Raw genomic sequence first — 22,458 nt, forward strand, 5'->3', positions numbered from 1 at the left:
GGTCGTCCGCGTGCACGACGCGAACCTGACGATCCGGACAGTCACCGACCGAGCCTCCTGGGACGCCCGGGTGAACGAGCTCGGCGGCCACCCCCTGCAGCTGTGGGGCTGGGGCGAGGTCAAGGCCACGGGGGCCTGGACCCCGCACCGCGTGGAGGCGGTGGACGGCGACGGCCGCGTCCGCGGCCTGGCGCAGGTTCTCGTGCGGTCCCTCCCGGCGCAGTTCAAGGCGCTGTGCCACGTGCCCCGTGGGCCCGTGATCGCGCCGGCGGGAGACGGCTGGGGCGCCGGCCCGGGCGTGGGCGACGACGCGACGCGCGACGCCGTGACCCGTGCGGTCGTCGCGTGGTGCAAGACGACGGTGGGCGGCGTGGGGGTCACGATCGAGCCCGACTGGCCGGTCGGGACGCACCTCGCGCTGCCCGACGCCCGCCCCGCGGCGAACCCGATCCTCTACCCGGTGACCCTGATCCTCGATCTCACGAAGTCCGAGGACGAGCTGACGAAGGCCATGGGCAAGTCGACGCGGTACGACATCCGCAAGGCGGCGCGCACCGGCCTCGAGGTGCGGCGCGTGACGGACGAGGCCGAGGTGCGCCAGGTGCTCGACGTCTACCACGAGACCGCCGAGCGAGCGGGCTTCGCGCTGCACGACGACGAGTACTACCTCGCGATCCACCGCGAGCTCGGCGAGCACTCGGTGCTCGTCGCCGCGTTCTCCGAGGGCGCCCCGGTGTCGTTCGTGTGGTGCGTGTCGTCGGCGACGACGTCGTTCGAGCTCTACGGCGGCATCAACGACGCGGGCCGCAAGCTCCGCGCGAACGCGCCGGTGAAGTGGCACGCGATCACCCTCGCGCAGCAGGCCGGTCTGGTCCGGTACGACATGAACGGTCTGCTCAACGACGGGATCAGCGAGTTCAAGCGCAGCTTCGCCCAGCACGACGACGAGCTCGTGCACAGCGTCGACGTGCCGTTCTCGATGTGGTACTCCGCGTGGAACAAGGGCCTGCCGACCGCGAAGAAGGTCGTGCGCAAGCTCCGCGGGAGCCGCTGACGCGGGCTCCCGACCACCCCGAACCTCGGAGAGACCCGGTATCGCGCGATGCGATACCGGGTCTCTTCATGTCGTAGCATCGGTCTCGTGCTTTCCCGATACCCGCGGTAGCGTGTATCGCAGTACGACCCCCGAGCGGTGCCGCTCCGGACACCGCCGTCCCGACCATCTGCATCGGATGGAGATGCCATGACCGTGGCCAACGAGGCCCCCTCTCCCACCTCGGCACCCACCCAGGCGGCTACCCAGCGCTCGCGCCGACGCCCCGTGCGCGACGTCGTCTTCGTCGAGGGCGTCCGCAGCCCGTTCGGCAAGGCACGCCCCGACGGGATCTACGCCGAGACCCGCGCGGACGACCTCGCCGTGAAGACGGTCCGCGAGCTCCTGCGCCGCCGCCCCGAGCTGCCCGTGGAGCGGATCGACGAGCTCGCGCTCGCCGCGACGACGCAGACCGGCGACCAGGGCCTCACCCTCGGCCGCAGCGTCGCCGTGCTGGCCGGGCTGCCCAAGTCGGTGCCCGGCTTCGCGATCGACCGCATGTGCGCGGGTGCGATGACCGCGGTCACGACCACCGCGGCGAACGTCGCCGTGGGCGCGCAGGACGTCGTCGTCGCGGGCGGCGTCGAGCACATGGGCCACCACCCCATGGGCGAGGGGTCGGACCCGAACCCGCGGTTCGTCGCCGAGCGCCTCGTCGACTCCTCCGCGCTCGTCATGGGCGCGACGGCCGAGAACCTGCACGACCGGTACCCGCACCTCACCAAGGAGCGTGCCGACGCGTACGCCGTCGCGAGCCAGGCCAAGTACGCCAAGGCCCTCGCGAACGGCGACATCTCCCCCGACCTCGTGCCGGTCGCGACCCGGTCGACCGAGCTCGGGTGGGGCCTGGCCACGGCCGACGAGCTCCCCCGCCCCGGCACCACGGTCGACTCGATCCGCGACCTCAAGACCCCGTTCCGCCCCGGCGGGAAGGTCACCGCGGGCAACGCCTCGCCGCTGACCGACGGCGCGACGGCGTGCCTGCTCGCCGCGGGCGACGTCGCCGACGAGCTCGGGCTCCCGGCGCGCATGCGCCTCGTCGCGTACGCGTACGCGGGCGTCGACCCGGAGGTCATGGGCATCGGGCCGGTCCCCGCGACCGAGCGCGCGCTCGCGTCCGCGGGCCTGACGATCGACGACATCGGCCTGTTCGAGATCAACGAGGCGTTCGCGGTCCAGGTGCTCGCGTTCCTCGACCACTTCGGCATCGCGGACGACGACGAGCGCGTCAACCAGTACGGCGGCGCCATCGCCATGGGCCACCCGCTCGCGTCGTCGGGCGTGCGCCTCATGACGCAGCTCGCGCGCCAGTTCGAGCAGCACCCCGAGGTGCGCTACGGCCTGACGACCATGTGCGTCGGCCTCGGCATGGGCGGGACCGTCATCTGGGAGAACCCGCACCACGCCGACTACTCCGGCCACACCTTCGAGACCGCGGAGAACTGACGATGAGCGCACCGACCGACACCACGCCCACCACCTCCGCGGACGCGACGAAGGACGCCGCGCGCGGGGAGCGCGTCACGCACTCGCTCGTGCGCGACGTCGCGCTCCCCGGCGGGACTGGCACGCTCGCCCTCGTCACGCTCGACAACGGGCTCGACCACACCAAGCCGACGACGCTCGGCCCCGAGGGCCTCGCGGAGCTGCACGCGGCCCTCGAGACGCTGCGGCGCCGGGCCGCGGACGGCGAGATCGTCGCCGTCGCGATCACGGGCAAGCCGTACTTCCTCGCCGCCGGCGCGGACCTCACGCAGGCCGCGGCCGTCCAGGTGCGCGACGACGCGCTCGCCCTCGGGCGCGCCGGCCACGCCGCGTACACGCTGCTCCAGGACATGGGCGTGCCGACGTTCGCGTTCGTCAACGGCGTCGCGCTCGGCGGCGGCCTCGAGGTCGCGCTGAACTGCACGTACCGCACCGTCGCGTCCGACGCCGGCGCGCTCGCACTGCCCGAGGTCGGCCTGGGCCTGGTCCCCGGCTGGGGCGGCGCCTTCCTCGTGCCGCGCCTGCTCGGCGTCGAGAAGGCGATGGACGTCATCCTCGCCCGCCCGGCCGCGAACAAGCCGTTCAAGGCGAAGGAGGCGTACGAGATCGGGCTCGTCGACGCGCTCTTCGAGGCGCCCGACTTCCTCGAGTCCTCGCTGCGCTGGGCCGAGGCCGTGCTGCGCGGCGAGATCGTCGTCGAGCGGCGCGAGCTCGACCCGCAGCCCGTGTGGGACGCCGTCGTCGCCGGGACGCGTCAGCGCCTCGACGCCGTGGTCGCGGGCTCGCGCCCCGCCCCGTACCGCGCGCTCGACCTCGTCGCCGCCGCGCGCACCGCGTCGCGCGAGGAGGCGTTCGCCGCCGAGGACGAAGCCCTCGCGGACCTCATCATGAGCGACGAGATGCGCGCGAGCGTCTACGCGTTCCAGCTCGTCTCGAAGGGCAAGCGGCCCCAGGGCGCGCCGGACGCGAAGCTCGCCCGCCCCGTCACCCGCGTGGGGATCGTGGGCGCTGGGCTCATGGCCGCGCAGATCGCGCTGCTGTTCGCGCAGCGCCTCCAGGTGCCGGTCGTCATGCGCGACCTCGACCAGGAGCGCGTCGACAAGGGCCTCGGCTACGTCCGCTCCACCGTCGAGAAGCTCGTACGCTCGGGCCGCATGTCCGCCGACACCGGCGCGCGCATCGTCGGCTCCGTGCACGGCACGACCGAGCTCGGCGACTTCGCGGGCTGCGACGTCGTGATCGAGGCAGTCACGGAGATCCTCGGGCTCAAGAAGAAGGTCTTCGCCGAGCTCGAGGGCGTCCTGTCGCCCGAGGCCGTGCTGCTGACCAACACGTCCGCGCTGTCGATCACCGAGATGGCGGCCGACCTGCAGCACCCCGAGCGCGTCGTCGGGATGCACTTCTTCAACCCCGTCGCCCAGATGCCGCTCGTCGAGATCATCCATGCGGCGAAGACCGACGACGCGGCCCTCGCGACCGCGTTCGCCATGACGAAGAAGCTCCGCAAGACGGCCGTGCTCGTCGCCGACCGCCCCGGGTTCGTCGTCAACCGCCTGCTCATCCTGCTCATGGGCAAGATCGTCGAGGCGGTCGAGAACGGCACGTCGGTCGAGGTCGCGGACCGCGCCGTCGCACCGCTCGGCCTGCCGATGCCGCCGTTCGCGCTGTTCGACCTCGTCGGCCCGGCCGTCGGCCTGCACGTCCTCACGTCGCTGCGCGAGGACCTGGGCGACCGGTTCCCCGAGTCCCCCGGCCTGCAGCGCATCGTGGACGAGCAGATCCCCGTCGTCCTCGACGCGCCGAAGGGCCTGCCCAAGCCCGTCGACCCCGCGATCCAGCGGGTCTTCGGCACGGGCGAGGCGGGCGGCGACGGGGCGCTGGACGAGGCCGGCGTCCTCGACTCCGTGCTCACGGCGCTCACGCAGGAGATCGGGCTCATGCTCGACGAGGGCGTGGTCGCGAGCCCGTCGCAGATCGACCTGTGCATGATCCTCGGCGCGGGGTGGGGCTTCCACCTGGGCGGCATCACGCCGTACCTCGACCGCACGGGCTACAGCGAGAAGGTCCTGGGCCGCCGCTTCCTGCCCGACGGCGTCGCGAACGTCCCGGCGACATCGCGCGTCTGACCAAACCCCTCCTCCTCCGCCGAGCAGGTGGTCGTGGCCCGTCCCGAGTGCAGGACGAGCCACGACCGCCTGCTCGGCGGCCGTCGGAGGGGGTGAGTCAGTCCTCTCCGTTCATGAGCAGGAGCTCGAACGCCACGGCGTGCGCCACGCCCATCCGCTCGCCCGTCGGGGCGCTCATCGACGCGAGGAACGCCGCCGGGTCGAAGTCCTCCCAGCCGAGGCCGTCGAGGTAGGCGGCGTGCGCGCGCAGGGACGCCACGCCCGCGTCGAAGGTCGCGCTGACGTCCACGCCGTGCCGGGCGTCGGGCGACGCGGCGACCCACACCTGGCGCACGCCGCCCCACGGCTCGATCCCGTCCGACTCGACCTGCTCGCGGAACACCCACCGGTTCCCCGCGTCGCGCACGGCGTCCACGACGGCCCGCCCCGTCGCGACGTGGTCCGCCTGGTTGAGCATCCCGCCCGGGAACGTCTCGCGATAGTTCCCGGTGATCACGACGTCGGGCCGGTGGCGCCGGATCGCCCCCGCGATCGCGCGCCGCAGCGGCAGGCCGTACTCGAGGACGCCGTCGGGCAGCCCGAGGAACTCGACCTCGTCGACGCCGACGATCCGTGCCGACTCGACCTCCTCCGCCTCCCGCACGCGGCGCGCCTCGTCCGGGTCCATCCCGTCGATCCCCGCCTCGCCGCTCGTGACCATGCAGTACACGACCCGCTTGCCCTGCGCGGTCCACCGCGCGACGGCGGCGGCCGCGCCGAACTCCATGTCGTCCGGGTGCGCGACGACCGCGAGCGCCGTCGACCAGTCCTCTCGCAGCGGGGTGAGCGGGGGCAAGGTTTCCGTCTCGGTCATGACGCCACGCTATGCCGCGTCCCGGCGCCGAGCGCGACGACGGCGCGGACCCGGGCCCCGTCAGCGCTCGACGGGCGCGTCCTCGACCGACGTCACGGCCGGGTCGACGAACAGGCGGGCGCGCTCGGCGTCGACCACCGCGCGCGCGAGCGACGCCTCGGACACGTCGACCGCGCCCGCGACCTCCTCGGCGAGCGCGCTGCGGCGCGCATAGGCGTCGAACAGCCGGGCCTTGGTGCCGAGGAGGCGCACGAGGTGCTCGTCGACGCTGTCGACGGTGAGCAGGCGGTGCACCTGGACGGTCTCGACCTGCCCCATGCGGTGGGCGCGCGCGACGGCCTGCGCCTCGGTCGTCGGCTTGGTCTGCGGCTCGCACAGGACCACGACGGACGCCGCCTGGAGGTTGAGACCCACTCCCCCGACGTCGATCTGGCTGACGAGCACGCGCGGGTCCTCGGCCGCGGTGAAGTCGTCGACGATCGTCTGGCGCGTGCGGGCGGGCACGGAGCCGGTGAGGGGCGGGAGGGCGAGGTCGCCGAGCGCGCGCACGACCACGTCCACGACGTCCCGGAAATACGAGAACACCACGACCTTGCGCCCGTTCTCGGCCGCCTCGCGCGCGATCTCGACGAGCCGGCGCAGCTTCGCCGAGTCCTCGGGGTGCTCGACGGCGAACGCCGCCCGCCGCATGGCCATGAACGACCCCGCCGCGACCGCCTCCCGGTACGCGGCGCCGTCGACCGTGCCGAGCCGCTCCCACTCGTCGACCTGCACGAGCTCGGGCAGCTCCTCGAGCACGTCCTCGGCGTTGCGGCGCAGATAGGCGGGCGCGACGGCGTGCCGGAACGCGTCGGGGCCGGCGGCGCCGTGCGCGGCGTCCAGCCGTGCCGCGAGCTCGGGCTGGAGGTAGCCCAGCAGGGTGCGGAACTCCTCGACCCGGTTCTCCATGGGTGTGCCGGTGAGCAGGAGCACGTGCTCGGTCGTCCGCGCGAGGGCCGCGACGGCCACGGACCGCTTCGCGAGCGGGTTCTTCACGTAGTGCGCCTCGTCCACGACGAGCACCGCCGGCGCCGCCGCGGCGAACGCCTCGGTCCCCGTGCGCCGCAGGCCCGCGAAGGTCACGACGGCGACACCGCCCGCAGCGCGCCACGCCGCGGCCGCCTCCTCCCGGTCCTCGCCGTGGACGGCGTGCACCGGGAGGCTCGCGTGCGCGCGCAGCTCGCGCACCCAGTTCTCCAGCACGCTCGCCGGGCACACGACGAGCGCGTGGGTCGCACCGCGGGCGACCAGGTGCGCGACGACGGCGACGGCCTGCACCGTCTTGCCCAGGCCCATCTCGTCGCCCAGGACGACGCGGCGCTGGGCGAGCGCGAAGCGGGCCCCGAACGCCTGGTACCCGCGCAGCGAGACGGTCAGCAGCGACTCGTCGAGCGCCTGCGTCTGCACGCGGTCCACGAGCTCGGTGGGCAGGTGCCCGGCCGCGGCGGCGACGTCGCGGCCCGTGGGGGCGACGCCGTCGAGCAGCGCGTAGTACGCCGCGGACCGCCGCCGGAAGTCCTCCCAGACGTCGTACGGGCGCGCGGGCTCGGCGAGCAGCCCGACGACGCGCCGCGCCTCCTCGGCGAGCCCGGTGGCCCGCGCCCGCTCGACGACCGCGGCGAGCACCGTGATCGCGGCTGAGGCCCGACGCCGCCGCCCGCCCCACGCGAGCAGGCGGCGCGGCCCGCTCGCGGCGACCAGTGCGTCGGCGCGCACGCGCTCGTGCTCCGCGAGCGCGGCCCGCACCTGGTCGCCGTAGCGCGCGACGGCGGCGTCGGCCTGGTCGAGCGTGTGCAGCGCCTGAACGAGCGCGGTCGCGACCGGGTCCGTCGGCGTGAGGTCGATCCGGAAGCGCAGGCTCTCGCGCACGGCGCGCGCCACCTGCTCGGCGGCGGCGAGCAGGTGCGTCGCCGTCTGGGGGCCGATCTCGGGGAGCTTCTCCAGCCCGTCGCGCCCGAGCCGCGCGACCTCGCCGACCGTCCGCACGCCCGCGTCCGCGAGCGCCCCGAGCCGCAGGCGCTCGCGCGTGACGTCGCGCAGCGACGCGACGTCGACGGTGTCGAGGCGCGCCAGGACCTTCTCCTCGCGGCTGTCGCCGAACGCGGCGCGCACCTGCTCGCGGGCCGTCCCGGGCGCGGCGGAGAGGGTCGCGATCAGCGCGGCGAGGGCGTCCGCGTCCGCGACGACCGCCCGAGCGGTGGCGACGTCGGGCAGCGCGCCGCTCGCGGCGGTCACGACTCGCGGCGCACGACGTGCTCCGCGAGCTTCCCCGCCACGGTCTCGACGTCGTCGATCTCACCGGCTGCGACACCGACGACGAGCGCGTACGCAGTGTCCTGCGGCACGGCGAGCCGCACCCCGTTGAGCGCGTAGAAGAGTCTGACCGCGACCCAGCCCAGTCGCTTGTTCCCGTCGATCAGCGCGTGGTTCTTCGTGACGGAGAGAAGCAGCGCCGCTGCCTTCTCGTCGAGGGCGGGGTAGGCCTCGACGCCGTACATCGACGCGGCCGGACGCGCCAGTGCGGACGACAGGAGCCCGAAGTCGCGGACGGCGGGCGGGTGCCCGAGGAACGCCGTGGCGGCGGCGACGAGGTCGTCCTCGTCGAGGTAGACGACCACGGCTACTGCGCGAGCCGGTCGAGCAGCTCCTGGTCCTCCGCCACGATGTCGGCGAGCAGCCGGTCACGCATCTCGCGCCGCTTCGCGTCGTACTCCACGACGGCGCGTGCGACGGCTGTGTTCGCGGAGACGCCCTCGCGGCGGGCGATACGCTCCAGCGCCGCCTGCGCGTCGTCGTCGAGCCGCAAGGTCATAGCCACGTGAGCTCCTCTCGTTTGGTACCACCACGGTATCAGCGCTCGGGCGGCACCGTGCAGGGATCAGGCAGGACCGTTCGCGCGCTCGGCGAGCCAGCGCTCCATCCGGGACTGCGCCGCGTCGAGGAACGCCGTCTTGTCGCGCGTGTAGTCGTCGTAGTCGTCGGCGTCCGCGTGGCGCGCGGCGAGGTCGCGCTTCGTCGCCTCGTACGCCGCGGCCTCGGCGGGGACGGCACGCAGCCAGTCGCGGAACGCGACGACGTACGCCGCGAACGGCGAGTCGAGGCGGCGGACGTGCAGGATCACGGGCGGCTCGTCCTCGTCGCCGGGGCGGGTGAGCAGTCGCTTGGCGTAGAGCTCGGGGGCGGGGTCGGCGCCCGGGCGCGGGACGTCCCGGTAGACGCCGGGCGAGTCCGGGCGCGCGCCGCGCTCGATCGAGAACCCGAGCGGCCCGAGCGCGGCGTCGAGCTCCGCCTCGGAGGGCAGCGGCGCGACGCGCACCTGGAGGTCGATGATCGGCTTCGCCGCGAGCCCGGGGACCGCCGTCGACCCGATGTGCTCGACCACGACCGGGCTCGTGCCGTCGGGGCTCGCGAGGTCGGCGAGCGCGCCGGCGGCGCGCTCGGTCCACCGCCTCCCGCATTCGGTCCATCGGGGGTCGTGGGCGTCGACGGTCGCTGCAGGCACCCGCGCACCCTACGACCCGACCCCGCCCCGGGGAGCGCGCACCCGCCGAGACGGGAGAAGTGGCCCCGGGAGCACGGCGGTCCGGGCCACTTCTCACGTCTCGGCGAGCGGGCGCTCGTCAGCGGGTCGGGTCAGTACGTCGTCAGGCCGTGGGCGCGGAACTGGCCGCGCACGCGCTCGGTGAGCTCGGCCGACGGCGCAGGCGTGTCGTCGAGCTCGTAGGTGCGCCCGAGCGCGTCCCACTTGTCACGGCCCATCTGGTGGAAGGGCAGCACCTCGACGCGCGTCACCGTGCCGGGCCGGATCGCGTTGAGCGACGCCGCGTACGCGGCGACCTTCTCGACGTTGTCCGGGTCGTCGGTGAGGCCCGGGACGAGCACGAAGCGCACCCAGACCTCGGGCGCGTGGCCAGTGAGCCCGCGCTCGGCGATCCGTCGCCCGAACCGCAGGGTCGGCTCGAGGTCGCGGCTCGTGACCTTCGTGTAGGTCTCCGGGTCGCCGGACTTCACGTCGAGCAGCACGAGGTCGGTGTCGTCGAGCATCGCGTCGGTCGCGTTGGCGCCGAGGAAGCCCGACGTGTCGAGCGCGGTGTGCACGCCCATCGCCTTCGCACCGCGCAGGACGCGCGCCGCGAACGCGGGCTGCATGAGCACCTCGCCGCCGGAGAGCGTGAGCCCCCCGTGCGTCGCCCGGAACACGGGCAGGTAGCGCCGGACGCGCCCGAGGAGCTCGTCCGCCGTGACGGGCCTGCCGTCCTTCATCGCGAACGTGTCGGGGTTGTGGCAGTACAGGCACCGCAGCGGGCACCCGTTGAGGAACACGGTGAGCCGGGTCCCCGGCCCGTCCACGGCGGTGACGAGCTCCCAGGAGTGGACCGAGCCGAGCTCGCCCGCGCGCATCGCCGCGAGCTTGTCGGCCCGGTCCACGTCCGCGACCGTCAGCCCGTCCAGGCCCGCGCCGGCCCGGCGCGCGTGGCCCACGGGCGTGCCCGACGCCGCGGGCTCGGCCGCGGAGGTCGGGACGCCCGGGACCTCGAGGCGCGTGGCGTCGTCGGGCAGGGTGCCCCCGGCGACGCCGCACCCGCGCGACGGGCGGACGGCGGGGCCGGGAAGGGTGACGGTCATGGCTGGCTCCTCAGCGCTCGTCAGAGCGCGCCGTGGAAGGTGCGCGAGAGCACGTCCAGCTGCTGCTCGCGCGTCAGGCGGACGAAGTTCACCGCGTACCCGGACACGCGGATCGTCAGCTGCGGGTAGTTCTCCGGGTGGTCCATGGCGTCCAGGAGCGTCTCGCGGTTCAGCACGTTGACGTTCATGTGGTACCCCTCGGACCCGATGTAGGCGTCCAGGAGGCCGGCGAGGTTGGTGACCTGCTCCTCCTTGGTGCGCCCGAGGCCGCTCGGCACGACCGTGTTGGTCAGCGAGATGCCGTCCTGCGCCTCGTCGTACGGCAGCTTGGCCACCGACAGCGCCGAGGCGAGCATGCCGTGCGTGTCGCGCCCGTTCATCGGGTTGGCACCCGGGGCGAACGGCTCGCCGGCGCGGCGGCCGTCAGGCGTGTTGCCCGTCGCCTTCCCGTACACGACGTTCGACGTGATCGTCAGGACCGACTGCGTGGGCACCGCGTCACGGTACGTCGGGTGCGTGCGGACCTTCGCCATGAACCGCTCGACGAGGTCGACGGCGATCGCGTCGGCCCGGTCGTCGTCGTTGCCGAACGTCGGGTACTCGCCCTCGGTGACGTAGTCGACGACGAGGCCGCGCTCGTCGCGGACGACGGAGACCTTCGCGTGCTTGATCGCCGACAGCGAGTCCGCCGCGACGGACAGGCCCGCGATGCCGCACGCCATGGTCCGCAGCACGTCCTTGTCGTGCAGCGCCATCTCGATGCGCTCGTACGCGTACTTGTCGTGCGACCAGTGGATGCAGTTGAGCGCCTCGACGTACGTCGCGGCCAGCCAGTCCATCGTCGCGTCGAACTTCGCCATGACGTCGTCGAAGTCGAGCACGTCGCCCTCGACGGGCGCCGCCACGGGCGAGACCTGCTTGCCGGAGATCTCGTCGCGGCCGCCGTTGATCGCGTAGAGCAGCGTCTTGGCGAGGTTCACGCGAGCGCCGAAGAACTGCATCTGCTTGCCGACCCGCATCGGGGACACGCAGCACGCGATCGCCGCGTCGTCGCCCCAGTGCTGGCGGATGAGCTCGTCCGACTCGTACTGCACGGCCGAGGTGTCGATCGAGACCTGCGCGCAGTAGTCCTTGAAGCCCTGCGGCAGCTCCGGGCTCCAGAAGACCGTCATGTTCGGCTCGGGGGCCGGCCCGAGGTTGTAGAGCGTCTGGAGGAACCGGAACGAGTTCTTCGTGACGAGCGGGCGCCCGTCCTCGCCCATGCCGCCGATCGTCTCGGTGACCCACGTCGGGTCGCCGGAGAACAGGGCGTCGTACTCGGGTGTGCGCAGGAACCGCACGATGCGGAGCTTGATGACGAAGTCGTCGATGATCTCCTGCGCCTCGGACTCCGTGATGCGGCCGGCCTCGAGGTCGCGGTCGATGAACACGTCGAGGAACGTCGACGTGCGGCCGAGCGACATCGCGGCGCCGTTCTGCTCCTTCACCGCGGCGAGGTAGGCGAAGTAGAGCCACTGCACGGCCTCGCGGGCCGTCGTCGCCGGGCCGGAGATGTCGTAGCCGTACGAGGCCGCCATCTCCTTGAGCTCGCCCAGCGCGCGGATCTGCTCCGCGTGCTCCTCGCGCTCGCGCACGACCTTCTCGCTGAAGGGCTGCGTGTCGAGACCGAGCTTGTCGAGCTTCTTCGCGGCGATCAGGGCGTCGACGCCGTAGAGCGCGACGCGGCGGTAGTCGCCGATGATCCGGCCGCGGCCGTAGGCGTCGGGCAGGCCGGTGATGATGTGCGAGCTGCGGGCCGCGCGCACGTTCGGCGGGTAGACGTCGAACACGCCCTGGTTGTGCGTCTTGCGGTACTCGGTGAAGACCTTCCGCAGGGTCTCGTCGACCTCGTAGCCGTACGTCTCCAGCGCGCCCTCGACCATGCGCCAGCCGCCGTTCGGCATGATCGCGCGCTTGAGCGGGGCGTCGGTCTGCAGACCGACGATCACCTCGTGCGCCTTGTCGATGTAGCCCGGCGCGTGCGCCGTGATGCCGGCGGGCGTGCGGGTGTCCACGTCGTAGATCCCCATCTCCCGCTCCTCCGGGAACATGGCGGACAGCGTGCTCCAGATGCCCGTCGTGCGTTCCGTGGGGCCGGCGAGGAACGACGCGTCGCCCGTGTACGGGCGGTAGTTGCGCTGGATGAAGTCGCGCACGTCGACCGTGTCGCGCCACGGGCCGTCGGTGAAGCCCTCCCACGCAGGGACGTGCGCGGTGTCGCGCTGCGGGTCGACGGCGCCCGCCCCCGTCGCGCGGCCGCCGCTCGTCGTGCCGGTTGCCTCGGAAACGCTGGTCATCTGGACCTCCCTCGTGCCTGACGCGCGGGTCCGCGCGCCGGCCGGACCCGCCGGCCTCGCGAGGTCCCGGGTGGGGCCCTCGGCCGAGGTTCCGACGGGCTCCTTCGCCACCTCCAGGCTAGGTTCCCGGAGCCCGCCGCGGAGGCGTTCGGGACCGCCTGGGGACCTAGGTCCCGAGGCGGGCGGGACCCGGCAGGAACGGCGAGATTCCGCGGTTCCTCGCCCCCGCAACACCCCTGCCGAGGAGGTCTTGTGATGACCTTCACAAGCCCTCCGGCCCTCACCCTGGGGACCCCGCGCCGCCGTCGTGACGCACGACACGGGCGCGGGTCACACGCTCGCCGGACGTGCCGCGCGCATCCGTGTGAGACTGCCCGGGTGAAACGCACCGTAGGGGTCGAGGAAGAGTTCCTGCTCGTCGGCGACGACGGGCAGCCCGTCGCCCGCGCGGCCGAGGCCCTCGAGGCCTCCGGCACCGACGACAAGGGCGGAGGCACCGGCTCGCTGGAGTCGGAGTTCATGGAGGAGCAGCTCGAGACCGCGACGCACCCGCGCCGCGAGATCGACGAGCTCGCGACCGAGATCCGCGAGGGCCGGCGTCGCGCCCAGGAGGCCGCGGACCGCGTCGGGGCCCGGGTCGCCGCGCTCTCGACGTCTCCCCTGCCGTTCGAGGGCACGACCGTGTCGCGCCTGCGCTACCTCGAGGCGCGCGCCGCGTTCGGCCTCACCGCGCGCGAGCAGCTCACGAGCGGCTGCCACGTGCACGTCGCCGTCGCGGACGACACCGAGGGCGTCGCGGTGCTCGACCGCATCGGGCCGTGGCTCGCGACGCTCCTCGCGCTGAGCACGAACTCGCCCTTCTGGCAGGGCCAGGACAGCGGGTACGCGAGCTTCCGGTCGCAGGTCTGGTCGCGCTGGCCCACCTCGGGCCCGACGCGCGCGTTCGGCTCGCCCGAGGCGTACCGCGCGGCGGTCGACGGCCTCGTCGCGACCGGCACGATCCTCGACGAGAACATGGTCTACTTCGACGCCCGCCTGTCCTCGCGCTACCCCACGGTCGAGATCCGCGTCGCGGACGTGTGCCTCGACCCGGACACCGCGACGCTGCTCGCGGCGCTCGCCCGGGGTCTCGTCGAGACGGCGGCCCGCGAGGCCGCCGACGGCGCGCCCGCGCCCGAGCTGCGGCCCGAGATCCTGCGCACCGCGTCCTGGCGCGCCGGCCGCTCGGGCCTCGAGGAGGACCTCGTCTCGCCCCTCACCTGGCGCCCGGCCCCCGCGCACGACGTCGTGGGCCAGCTCGTCGCGCACGTGCGCGACGCGCTCGTCGACGCCGGTGACCTGGACGCGGTGACCGAGCTGCTCGGGCGCCTGTGGTCGGGGGGCAACGGTGCCGCCCGGCAGCGCGCGTGGCACGCGGCGTCCGGCGGCGACCTGCGCGCCGTCGTCGAGCAGGCGGTCGAGGTCACCCACTCCTGACCGACGCGACGGCCCGCGGCGCACCTGCGCCGCGGGCCGTCCGCGTGTCCGGGGCCGCGCACCCGGGAGCCGGGTGCGCGGCAGGGGTCGTCAGCCGCGTGCGAGCGCCGCGAGCGCGTCCAGCACGTCGCGCGCGACGTCCGCCCCGGTGAGGCGGTACGCGGACACGACCTGGTCGCGCGTGGCGTGGTCGAGGAACTGCGCCGGGAGACCGATCGGGTGCACGGGCGTGCGCACGCCCGACTCCAGCGCCCGCTGGGCCAGCAGCGCGCCGACACCGCCGTCCGCGACGCCGTCCTCCACCGTCACGACGAGGTCGTGCTCCCCGGCGAGCTTGACGAGCGCGCTCGGCATCGGGAGCACCCACGTGGGCGACGCGACCGTGACGTCGACGCCGTGCGCGGTGAGCGACTCCCCGGCGTCGAGCGCGACGCGGGCCATCGAGCCCAGGCCGACGAGCAGGACGCGGCGCGGACCACCCGGCGCCGCCGCGGCGGGGGCGGCCTCGTCGCCCGCGACCGCGGGCACGGCGAGCAGGTCCACGCCGTCGACGGACTCGACGGAGGGCAGCGCGTCCGAGAGCGCGCCCTTCGGGTACCGCACGACCGTCGGGGCGTCGTCGACGTCGACGGCCTCGCGCAGCGCGGTCCGCAGGGTCTCCTCGTCGCGCGGCGCGGCCAGGCGCAGGCCCGGCACGATGCGCAGCATCGCCATGTCCCACATGCCGTTGTGGCTCGCGCCGTCGTCGCCCGTGATGCCCGCGCGGTCGAGCACGAACGTCACGCCGGCCTTGTGCAGCGCGACGTCCATGAGCACCTGGTCGAACGCGCGGTTGAGGAACGTCGCGTACACCGCGACCACCGGGTGCAGCCCGGCGAACGCCATGCCGGCCGCGGACGTCGCGGCGTGCTGCTCCGCGATCCCGACGTCGAACGTGCGCTCGGGGAACGCCTGCGAGAACGGCTTGAGACCGACCGGCTCGAGCATCGCCGCGGTGATCGCGACGACGTCGGACCGCCGCCGCCCGATCTGGACGATCTCGTCGGCGAAGACGCTCGTCCAGCCGAAGCGCGAGGGTGCGACCGGGAGCCCGGTCTCCGGGTGGATCTTGCCCACGGCGTGGAAGCGGTCGGCGACGTCCTGCTCGGCGGGCGTGTAGCCGCGGCCCTTCTCGGTGAGCGCGTGCACGATCACGGGCGCGCCGTACGCCTTCGCACGGCGCAGCGCGTGCTCCATGGCCTCGACGTCGTGGCCGTCGACCGGCCCGACGTACTTGATGCCGAGGTCCTCGAACATGCCCTGCGGCGCGACGACGTCCTTGAGGCCCTTCTTCAGGCCGTGCAGCCACTCGTAGGCGAACCGCCCGGGCGCGCCGGACCGGTTGAGGGTGCGCTTGCCCCACTGCAGGAAGCTCTCGTAGCCGTGCGTGGTGCGCAGCGTCGACAGGTGGTGCGCGAGGCCGCCGATCGTGGGCGAGTACGAGCGCCCGTTGTCGTTGACGACGACCACGAGCCGGCGGTCCTGGCTCTCCGCGATGTTGTTGAGCGCCTCCCAGGCCATGCCGCCGGTGAGCGCGCCGTCGCCGATGACCGCGACGACGTGCCGGTCGGTGAGGCCGCGCACGACGTTCGCCTTCGCGATGCCGTCGCCCCACGAGAGCGCGGTGGACGCGTGCGAGTTCTCGACGACGTCGTGCTCGGACTCGGCGCGCGACGGGTACCCGGACAGCCCGCCCTGCTTGCGCAGCGCAGAGAAGTCCTGGCGCCCCGTGAGGAGCTTGTGCACGTAGGACTGGTGGCCCGTGTCGAACACGAAGGTGTCCGTGGGCGAGGAGAACACGCGGTGCATCGCGATGGTCAGCTCCACGACCCCGAGGTTCGGGCCGAGGTGGCCGCCCGTGCGGGAGACGGAGTCGACGAGGAACGCCCGGATCTCCGCGGCGAGCTCGCGCGCCTGCCCCGGGGTCAGCCGTTGCACGTCCTCGGGCGAGGTGATCGTGCCAAGCAGGCTCATGCAGATGCTCCGTTCCGTTCCCGTGCGACCAGCCCGACAACTCTAGGCCGTCCGGGCCGATGACCTGCGCCGCGGTGCGCCGGGCGACGGGACCTTCACGTCATTGACGCACACTCGCGCCGCGGACGCACGGACGCGACGTTCGTGGAATTCTCCTTCCGCAGTGCGGACAACGGCGGGGTGCGACCTCGTAGGATGGAGCCATGCGCTTCCTGCCCGGACAGTCCCCCGCGACCGACCTCACCTACGGCGACGTCTTCCTCGTCCCGTCGCGCTCCGAGGTCGCGTCGCGCTTCGACGTCGACCTCTCCTCCGCCGACGGCACGGGCACGACGATCCCCGTCGTCGTCGCCAACATGACGGCCGTCGCGGGGCGCCGCATGGCGGAGACCGTGTCGCGGCGCGGCGGCATCGCGATCATCCCGCAGGACGTCCCGACCGACGTCGTGGCGGACGTCGTCGCGGACGTGAAGTCCAAGGACCCCGTCATCGAGACGCCCGTCGTCGTCGGCCCGCACGACACCGTCCACACCGCCCTCACGCTCATCGGCAAGCGCGCGCACGGCGCCGCGGTCGTCGTGGACGGCGGGCGCCCGGTCGGCGTGGTCACGGAGGCCGACTGCGCCGACGTCGACCGCTTCACCCAGGTCCACCAGGTGATGACCGACCACCCCCTCGTCCTCGACGCCTCCGTGCTCGACGGCGGTCGGGCCGGGCTCGAGGCGGCCTACGAGCAGCTCCACACCGCGCGCCTCAAGGTCGCGCCCGTGACGCGCGACGGCGCGCTCGTCGGCGTCCTCACGCGCAAGGGCGCGCTGCGCTCGTCGGTCTACGCGCCCGCGCTCGACGACGCCGGGCGCCTGCGCGTCGGCGCCGCCGTCGGGATCAACGGCGACGTCGCGGCGAAGGCGAAGGAGCTCCTCGCGGCCGGGGTGGACGTGCTCGTCGTGGACACGGCGCACGGCCACCAGGCCAAGATGCTCCAGGCGCTCGACGCGGTGCGCTCGGTGGGCCCGGACGTCCCCGTCGTGGCGGGCAACGTCGTCACGGCCGACGGCGTGCGCGACCTCGTCGCGGCGGGCGCGGACATCGTCAAGGTGGGCGTGGGGCCGGGCGCCATGTGCACCACGCGCATGATGACGGCCGTCGGCCGCCCGCAGTTCTCCGCGGTGCTGGAGTGCGCCGCCGCGGCGCGCGAGCTCGGCAAGCACGTCTGGGCCGACGGCGGCGTGCGCCACCCGCGCGACGTCGCCCTCGCGCTCGCCGCGGGCGCCTCGCAGGTGATGATCGGGTCGTGGTTCGCGGGCACCTACGAGTCCCCGGGCGACCTGCACGACGACGGCACGGGCCGCCTCTACAAGGAGAGCTTCGGCATGGCGTCGGCGCGCGCCGTCGCCGCCCGCACCGCGGGGGGCTCGCCGTTCGACCGCGCGCGGAAGGCGCTGTACGAGGAGGGCATCAGCTCGAGCCGCATGTTCCTCGACCCGCAGCGGCCCGGCGTCGAGGACCTGCTCGACCAGATCACGTCCGGGCTGCGCAGCTCCGCGACCTACGCCGGGGCGTCGAGCCTCGCCGAGTTCGCGGACCGCGCCGTCGTGGGCGTGCAGTCGGCCGCGGGCTACGAGGAGGGCCGCCCGCTCCCGGTGAGCTGGTGACGACCCCGCCCGAGGCTGCGCGCGCGTCGGCGCGCGCGCAGCTCGCGACGCTCGCCCGGGACGGCGGCGCCTGGCCCGAGCCGTGGCGCCACGCCGTCGGCACGCTGCGCCCGGACGCGCGCGACGCCGCCGTGCTGCTGCTCTTCGGCGTCCTCGACGGGGTGCCCGCCGAGCGCCCGGCCGCGGCCGTCCCCGCCGACCTGGACGTGCTCCTGCTCGCGCGCGCGACGACGCTCGGCCACCACCCGGGCCAGGTCGCGTTCCCGGGCGGCCGGCTCGAGCCCGACGACGACGGCCCGGTGGGCGGCGCGCTGCGCGAGGCCGAGGAGGAGACGGGCCTCGACCCGGGCGGCGTCGAGGTGCTCGGCACGCTCGGCCGGCTGCCCGTGCCGGTGAGCAACCACGTCGTCACGCCCGTGCTCGGGTGGTGGGCCCGGCCCACCCCGGTCCGCGCCGTCGACGCCGCCGAGTCGGCCCACGTGTTCCGGGTCCCCGTGGCCGACCTCCTCGACCCCGGCCGGCGCCGCACGGTGACGGTCCGCCGCGACCGCCGGGTGCACAAGAGCCCCGGCTTCCTCGTGGAGGCCGACGGGCGCGAGCACCTCGTCTGGGGCTTCACCGGCGGCATCCTCGACGCGCTGTTCGACCGGCTCGGCTGGACCGAGCCGTGGGACCGGACGCGCACGCTCGACGCCCCGCTCTGACGGTCCGCCCGCCCCTCGGTTCCCGTACCCCGCGTCAGCCGGGCGCGAGCGCGCGGGCGAGCAGGTCGACCAGCGCGCGGGCCGTCGTCGACCCGCCGTGGTCCGGGTTGAACTCGACCAGCGTGACCGCGACGAGGTCCGGGTCGGAGACGACCTCGCGCACGACGCGCTCCAGCTCGGCGGGGACGAGCCCGCGCCCGAAGACGGGCACGTCGGCCGCGGGCAGCGCGAAGAAGTCGAGGACGTCCACGTCCACGTGGAGCACGAACGGCCCGCCGCCCACGCCGTCCACGGCACGACGGGCCGCCGCCTCGGGACCTGCGGAGACCTCGGCGGCGGGGACCCGGGTCGCGGCGACGCGGCCGTCCTCGTCCTCCTCGGCGTCGGAGAAGCCGAGGAACGCGAGCCGTCGCGCGTCCAGGAGCGGTCGCCGCGCCCCGACGGCGCTCAGCTCCGGGCTCGCGCCCGGGAGGTCGAGGAGGTGGGCGACGCCCGTCGCGTCGGCGATGGGCTCCTCGGGGTGCGACGCGACCGTGAAGAGGTCCTGCCCGCCGTCGACGTAGACCAGCCCGCAGTCGTCGTGCACGTCCACCACCGCGGCGACGATACCGAGCGTCACGGTGCACTCGCCGCCGAGCACGAGCGGCACACGACCCGCTCGGAGCTCGCGCCCCACCACCTCGCGGACGCGACCGACGCCCACGGCGACGCGCTCGACGTCGTTCAGGCGCCCGGGCTCGTGGCGCGCGCGCCAGCGGGCCATCTCGACGTCGCCCTGGTCGACGACCGCGAGCCCGCGCCCCCGCAGCGCGTCCGCGAGACCGGCCGCGCGCAGCGCCGACGGCGCCTTCTCGAGACCGGGGCCGTGGGCGGCCGCGCTCGACGGGACGCCCAGGACCGACCACGACCGCTGTGTCATGCGACCGACGCTACGCCGGACTCCCGACACCCGCGCAGGGCCTGGTCGAGAACGGCGACGGCGCGCCCACCCCGGCCGGGGTGGACGCGCCGTCGGGACGCGCGTGCGTGTCAGGCGACGAGCGAGCGCAGCACGTACTGCAGGATGCCGCCGTTGCGGTAGTAGTCCGCCTCGCCCGGGGTGTCGATGCGCACGACGGCGTCGAACTCGACGCTCGTGCCGTCGGGCTTGGTGGCCGTGACCTTGACGGTCGACGGCGTGGTGCCGTCGTTGAGCGCGGTGATGCCCTCGATGTCGAAGGTCTCCGTGCCCGCGAGGCCGAGCGACTCGGCGCTCTCCCCCGCCGGGAACTGCAGCGGCAGGACGCCCATGCCGATGAGGTTCGAGCGGTGGATGCGCTCGAAGCTCTCCGTGATGACGGCCTTGACGCCCAGGAGCGCGGTGCCCTTGGCCGCCCAGTCGCGCGACGAGCCGGAGCCGTACTCCTTGCCGCCGAGGATGACGAGCGGGGTGCCCTGCGCGGCGTAGTCCTGCGCGGCGTCGTAGATCGTGTCCTGCGCGTCCTTCACGAAGTTGAAGGTGTAGCCGCCCTCGACGTTGTCGAGAAGCTGGTTGCGCAGGCGGATGTTCGCGAACGTGCCGCGGATCATGACCTCGTGGTTCCCGCGGCGCGAGCCGTAGGAGTTGAAGTCGCGGCGCGCGACGCCGTGCTCCGCGAGGTACTTGCCGGCCGGCGAGTCCACCTTGATGGCACCGGCGGGGCTGATGTGGTCGGTCGTCACCGAGTCGCCGAGCTTCGCGAGCACGCGCGCGCCGGAGATGTCCGTGACGGGCGACGGCTCCATGCCCATGCCGTCGAAGTACGGGGGCTTGCGCACGTAGGTCGACTCGGTGTCCCACGCGAACGTGTCGCCCTCGGGCGTCTCGAGCGCGCGCCAGCGGTCGTCACCCGTGAAGACGTCCGCGTAGTCCTTCGTGAACATGTCGCGGTCGATCGACGCGTCGATCGTCGCCTGGACCTCCTCCGGGGAGGGCCAGATGTCCTTGAGGAAGACCGGCTCGCCGTGCGGGTCGGTGCCCAGGGGCTCGCCGTCGAAGTCGAAGTCCATCGTGCCGGCCAGCGCGTAGGCGATGACGAGGGGCGGCGACGCGAGGTAGTTCATCTTCACGTCGGGGTTGATGCGGCCCTCGAAGTTGCGGTTGCCCGAGAGGACCGAGACGACCGAGAGGTCGTGCTCGTTGACCGTCGCCGAGATCTCGTCGGCGAGCGGGCCCGAGTTGCCGATGCACGTGGCGCAGCCGTAGCCGACCAGGTGGAAGCCGAGCTTCTCGAGGTACGGCCACAGGCCGGCCTTCTCGTAGTAGTTCGTCACGACCTGCGAGCCGGGCGCCATGGACGTCTTGACCCACGGCTTCGACGCGAGACCGCGGTCGACCGCCTTCTTCGCGAGCAGGGCCGCCGCGAGCATGACCGACGGGTTCGACGTGTTGGTGCACGACGTGATCGACGCGATGACGACGTGCCCGTGGTCGAGCTCGGTCGTCGTGCCGTCCTCGAGCGTGACCGGGACGACCTTGTGCGGGCGCTTCGCGCTGTCGGCGTGGCCCGGCGCGACCGGCTGGTCGGACGGGTCGTCGTGCGCGGCGGCGGCGATCGGGTCGGACGCCGGGAACGTCTCCTCGACGGACTCGTCGAGACCCGTGAACGGCGCCGCCTCCTGGGCGTCGACGTAGTCGAGGATCGCGGACGCGAACGACTCCTTCGCCTCGCCGAGCTCGATGCGGTCCTGCGGGCGCTTCGGGCCGGCGATCGACGGGACGACCGTCGAGAGGTCCAGCTCGAGGTACTCCGAGAAGACGGGCTCGACGTAGCCGTCGGCCTCGGGGTCGAGCCACAGGCCCTGCTCCTTGGCGTACGCCTCGACGAGCGCGAGCTGCTCGTCGCTGCGGCCGGTGAGGCGCAGGTAGTCGATCGTCACGCCGTCGATCGGGAAGATCGCGGCGGTCGAGCCGAACTCGGGGCTCATGTTGCCGATGGTCGCGCGGTTCGCGAGCGGCACCTGGGCCACGCCCGCGCCGTAGAACTCGACGAACTTCCCGACGACGCCGTGCTGGCGCAGCATCTGCGTGATGGTGAGCACGACGTCCGTCGCGGTCACGCCCGCCGGGATGGAGCCGTTGAGCTTGAAGCCCACGACGCGCGGGATGAGCATCGAGACGGGCTGGCCGAGCATGGCCGCCTCGGCCTCGATGCCGCCGACGCCCCAGCCGAGCACGCCGAGGCCGTTGACCATCGTCGTGTGCGAGTCGGTGCCGACGCACGTGTCCGGGTAGGCGCGGAGCACGCCGCCGACCTCACGGGTCATGACGGTGCGCGCGAGGTACTCGATGTTGACCTGGTGCACGATGCCGGTGCCCGGGGGGACGACCTTGAAGTCGTCGAAGGCCGTCTGGCCCCAGCGCAGGAACTGGTAGCGCTCGTGGTTGCGCTGGTACTCGAACTCGACGTTGCGCTCGAACGCGTCCGAGCGGCCCGCGACGTCGATCTGGACCGAGTGGTCGATGACCATCTCGGCCGGCGCCAGCGGGTTGATGCGCGACGGGTCGCCGCCGAGCTCCGCGACGGCCTCGCGCATCGTCGCGAGGTCAACGACGCACGGCACACCGGTGAAGTCCTGCATGATCACGCGCGCCGGCGTGAACTGGATCTCGGTGTCCGGCTGCGCGTCCGGGTCCCAGGACGCGAGCGCGCGGACGTGGTCCGCGGTGATGTTGGCGCCGTCCTCCGTGCGCAGGAGGTTCTCGGCGAGGATCTTCAGGCTGTACGGGAGGCGCTCGACACCCTCGACGGCGGAGAGGCGGAAGATCTCGTACGAGTTCTCACCGACCTCCAGCGTTCCCTTCGACCCGAACGTGTCGACGCTGCTCACTCGTAGCTCCTTCGTGGCGAGACGGTGGCACGGATGCCATGGTTCAGGGGGCTTCGCCCAGACTACGCCGGGCCGGTGCGCCGCTCCGGCCGCGTCCCGGAGGACGGGCGGGGCGGTGGCCGGCGGCTCGTCCACGACCCGCTGCGACCTGCACCGCGACCAGCATACCCCATATATCTTGACGTCAAGATATATGGGGTCGG

General features: G+C 73.6%; 16 protein-coding genes. 6 read left to right on the forward strand and 10 right to left on the reverse strand.

Annotated features, from left to right (window positions below; translation table 11 throughout):
* The first annotated feature begins 10 nt into the window (after nt 1-10).
* The 3 genes from BXA05_RS10695 (at nt 11) to BXA05_RS10705 (ending at nt 4,704) form a co-directional block, all read left to right on the forward strand.
* On the forward strand, nt 11-1,054 hold the full coding sequence (locus BXA05_RS10695) for a lipid II:glycine glycyltransferase FemX (RefSeq protein WP_228485323.1): 1,044 nt from the start codon (nt 11-13) through the stop codon (nt 1,052-1,054).
* A 189-nt stretch (nt 1,055-1,243) separates the two neighbouring features.
* Nucleotides 1,244-2,539, forward strand: coding sequence for a thiolase family protein (locus BXA05_RS10700; protein ID WP_051028501.1), 1,296 nt, complete (start codon nt 1,244-1,246; stop codon nt 2,537-2,539).
* 2 nt (nt 2,540-2,541) lie between these two features.
* Nucleotides 2,542-4,704, forward strand: coding sequence for a 3-hydroxyacyl-CoA dehydrogenase NAD-binding domain-containing protein (locus BXA05_RS10705; protein ID WP_076404946.1), 2,163 nt, complete (start codon nt 2,542-2,544; stop codon nt 4,702-4,704).
* A gap of 97 nt (nt 4,705-4,801) precedes the next feature.
* Here BXA05_RS10705 and BXA05_RS10710 read toward each other — a convergent pair whose 3' ends face one another.
* The 7 genes from BXA05_RS10710 to pflB all read right to left on the reverse strand — a co-directional run bounded on the left by BXA05_RS10710 (nt 4,802) and on the right by pflB (nt 12,558).
* A complete protein-coding gene (locus tag BXA05_RS10710; protein WP_076404947.1) occupies nt 4,802-5,557 on the reverse strand; it encodes a PIG-L deacetylase family protein in 756 nt (251 codons plus the stop codon).
* Nucleotides 5,558-5,617: 60 nt separating this feature from the next.
* Entirely contained in the window at nt 5,618-7,831 is a 2,214-nt protein-coding gene (locus BXA05_RS10715; protein ID WP_076404948.1) for a DEAD/DEAH box helicase, read from the reverse strand.
* Nucleotides 7,828-8,214, reverse strand: a complete 387-nt coding sequence (locus tag BXA05_RS10720; protein WP_076404949.1) for a type II toxin-antitoxin system death-on-curing family toxin — start codon at nt 8,212-8,214, stop codon at nt 7,828-7,830. The genes BXA05_RS10715 and BXA05_RS10720 overlap by 4 nt, the downstream gene beginning before the upstream one ends.
* 2 nt (nt 8,215-8,216) lie before the next feature.
* A complete protein-coding gene (locus BXA05_RS10725) occupies nt 8,217-8,414 on the reverse strand; it encodes a CopG family transcriptional regulator (RefSeq protein ID WP_108047630.1) in 198 nt (65 codons plus the stop codon).
* Between the two features lie 60 nt (nt 8,415-8,474).
* Nucleotides 8,475-9,098, reverse strand: coding sequence for a GrpB family protein (locus BXA05_RS10730; RefSeq protein ID WP_076404950.1), 624 nt, complete (start codon nt 9,096-9,098; stop codon nt 8,475-8,477).
* Nucleotides 9,099-9,229: 131 nt separating this feature from the next.
* Entirely contained in the window at nt 9,230-10,222 is a 993-nt protein-coding gene (gene pflA / locus BXA05_RS10735; protein WP_083711793.1) for a pyruvate formate-lyase-activating protein, read from the reverse strand.
* A 20-nt stretch (nt 10,223-10,242) separates the two neighbouring features.
* Nucleotides 10,243-12,558 (reverse strand): formate C-acetyltransferase, encoded by a 2,316-nt coding sequence (pflB, locus tag BXA05_RS10740; RefSeq protein ID WP_061268197.1) that lies wholly within the window; start codon nt 12,556-12,558, stop codon nt 10,243-10,245.
* Nucleotides 12,559-12,936: 378 nt separating this feature from the next.
* Between pflB and BXA05_RS10745 the strand changes: the two genes are divergently transcribed.
* Nucleotides 12,937-14,034, forward strand: coding sequence for a carboxylate-amine ligase (locus BXA05_RS10745; RefSeq protein WP_076404951.1), 1,098 nt, complete (start codon nt 12,937-12,939; stop codon nt 14,032-14,034).
* Nucleotides 14,035-14,124: 90 nt separating this feature from the next.
* Here BXA05_RS10745 and dxs read toward each other — a convergent pair whose 3' ends face one another.
* A complete protein-coding gene (dxs, locus tag BXA05_RS10750; RefSeq protein WP_076404952.1) occupies nt 14,125-16,047 on the reverse strand; it encodes a 1-deoxy-D-xylulose-5-phosphate synthase in 1,923 nt (640 codons plus the stop codon).
* A gap of 203 nt (nt 16,048-16,250) precedes the next feature.
* Here dxs and BXA05_RS10755 point away from each other — a divergent pair, with 203 nt between their 5' ends.
* Together BXA05_RS10755 and BXA05_RS10760 are read left to right on the forward strand one after the other, a co-directional pair.
* Nucleotides 16,251-17,702 (forward strand): GuaB1 family IMP dehydrogenase-related protein, encoded by a 1,452-nt coding sequence (locus tag BXA05_RS10755; RefSeq protein ID WP_043654636.1) that lies wholly within the window; start codon nt 16,251-16,253, stop codon nt 17,700-17,702.
* Nucleotides 17,699-18,406 carry an NUDIX hydrolase gene (locus tag BXA05_RS10760; RefSeq protein ID WP_076404953.1) on the forward strand — a complete coding sequence of 236 codons (708 nt, stop codon included), beginning with the start codon at nt 17,699-17,701 and terminating at the stop codon, nt 18,404-18,406. Before BXA05_RS10755 ends, BXA05_RS10760 begins: the two co-directional genes overlap by 4 nt.
* 34 nt (nt 18,407-18,440) lie before the next feature.
* On the opposite strand, the gene BXA05_RS10765 is transcribed toward BXA05_RS10760, so the two are convergent.
* On the reverse strand, nt 18,441-19,325 hold the full coding sequence (locus tag BXA05_RS10765) for an arginase family protein (RefSeq protein WP_076404954.1): 885 nt from the start codon (nt 19,323-19,325) through the stop codon (nt 18,441-18,443).
* A 110-nt stretch (nt 19,326-19,435) separates the two neighbouring features.
* The gene (locus tag BXA05_RS10770) at nt 19,436-22,255 is read right to left on the reverse strand and encodes an aconitate hydratase (RefSeq protein ID WP_076404955.1); all 2,820 of its coding nucleotides are present in this window, start codon (nt 22,253-22,255) and stop codon (nt 19,436-19,438) included.
* Nucleotides 22,256-22,458 lie beyond the last annotated feature (203 nt).

Source organism: Cellulosimicrobium funkei (assembly GCF_900155925.1).
Classification (GTDB): Bacteria; Actinomycetota; Actinomycetes; order Actinomycetales; family Cellulomonadaceae; genus Cellulosimicrobium; species Cellulosimicrobium funkei.

Coding starts and splice junctions, on each gene's coding strand:
- BXA05_RS10705 (WP_076404946.1), top strand. CDS start 2,542: ATGAGCGCACCGACCGACACCACGCCCACCACCTCCGCGGACGCGACG.
- BXA05_RS10765 (WP_076404954.1), bottom strand. CDS start 19,325: ATGACACAGCGGTCGTGGTCGGTCCTGGGCGTCCCGTCGAGCGCGGCC.
- BXA05_RS10700 (WP_051028501.1), top strand. CDS start 1,244: ATGACCGTGGCCAACGAGGCCCCCTCTCCCACCTCGGCACCCACCCAG.
- pflB (WP_061268197.1), bottom strand. CDS start 12,558: ATGACCAGCGTTTCCGAGGCAACCGGCACGACGAGCGGCGGCCGCGCG.
- pflA (WP_083711793.1), bottom strand. CDS start 10,222: ATGACCGTCACCCTTCCCGGCCCCGCCGTCCGCCCGTCGCGCGGGTGC.
- dxs (WP_076404952.1), bottom strand. CDS start 16,047: ATGAGCCTGCTTGGCACGATCACCTCGCCCGAGGACGTGCAACGGCTG.
- BXA05_RS10755 (WP_043654636.1), top strand. CDS start 16,251: ATGCGCTTCCTGCCCGGACAGTCCCCCGCGACCGACCTCACCTACGGC.
- BXA05_RS10710 (WP_076404947.1), bottom strand. CDS start 5,557: ATGACCGAGACGGAAACCTTGCCCCCGCTCACCCCGCTGCGAGAGGAC.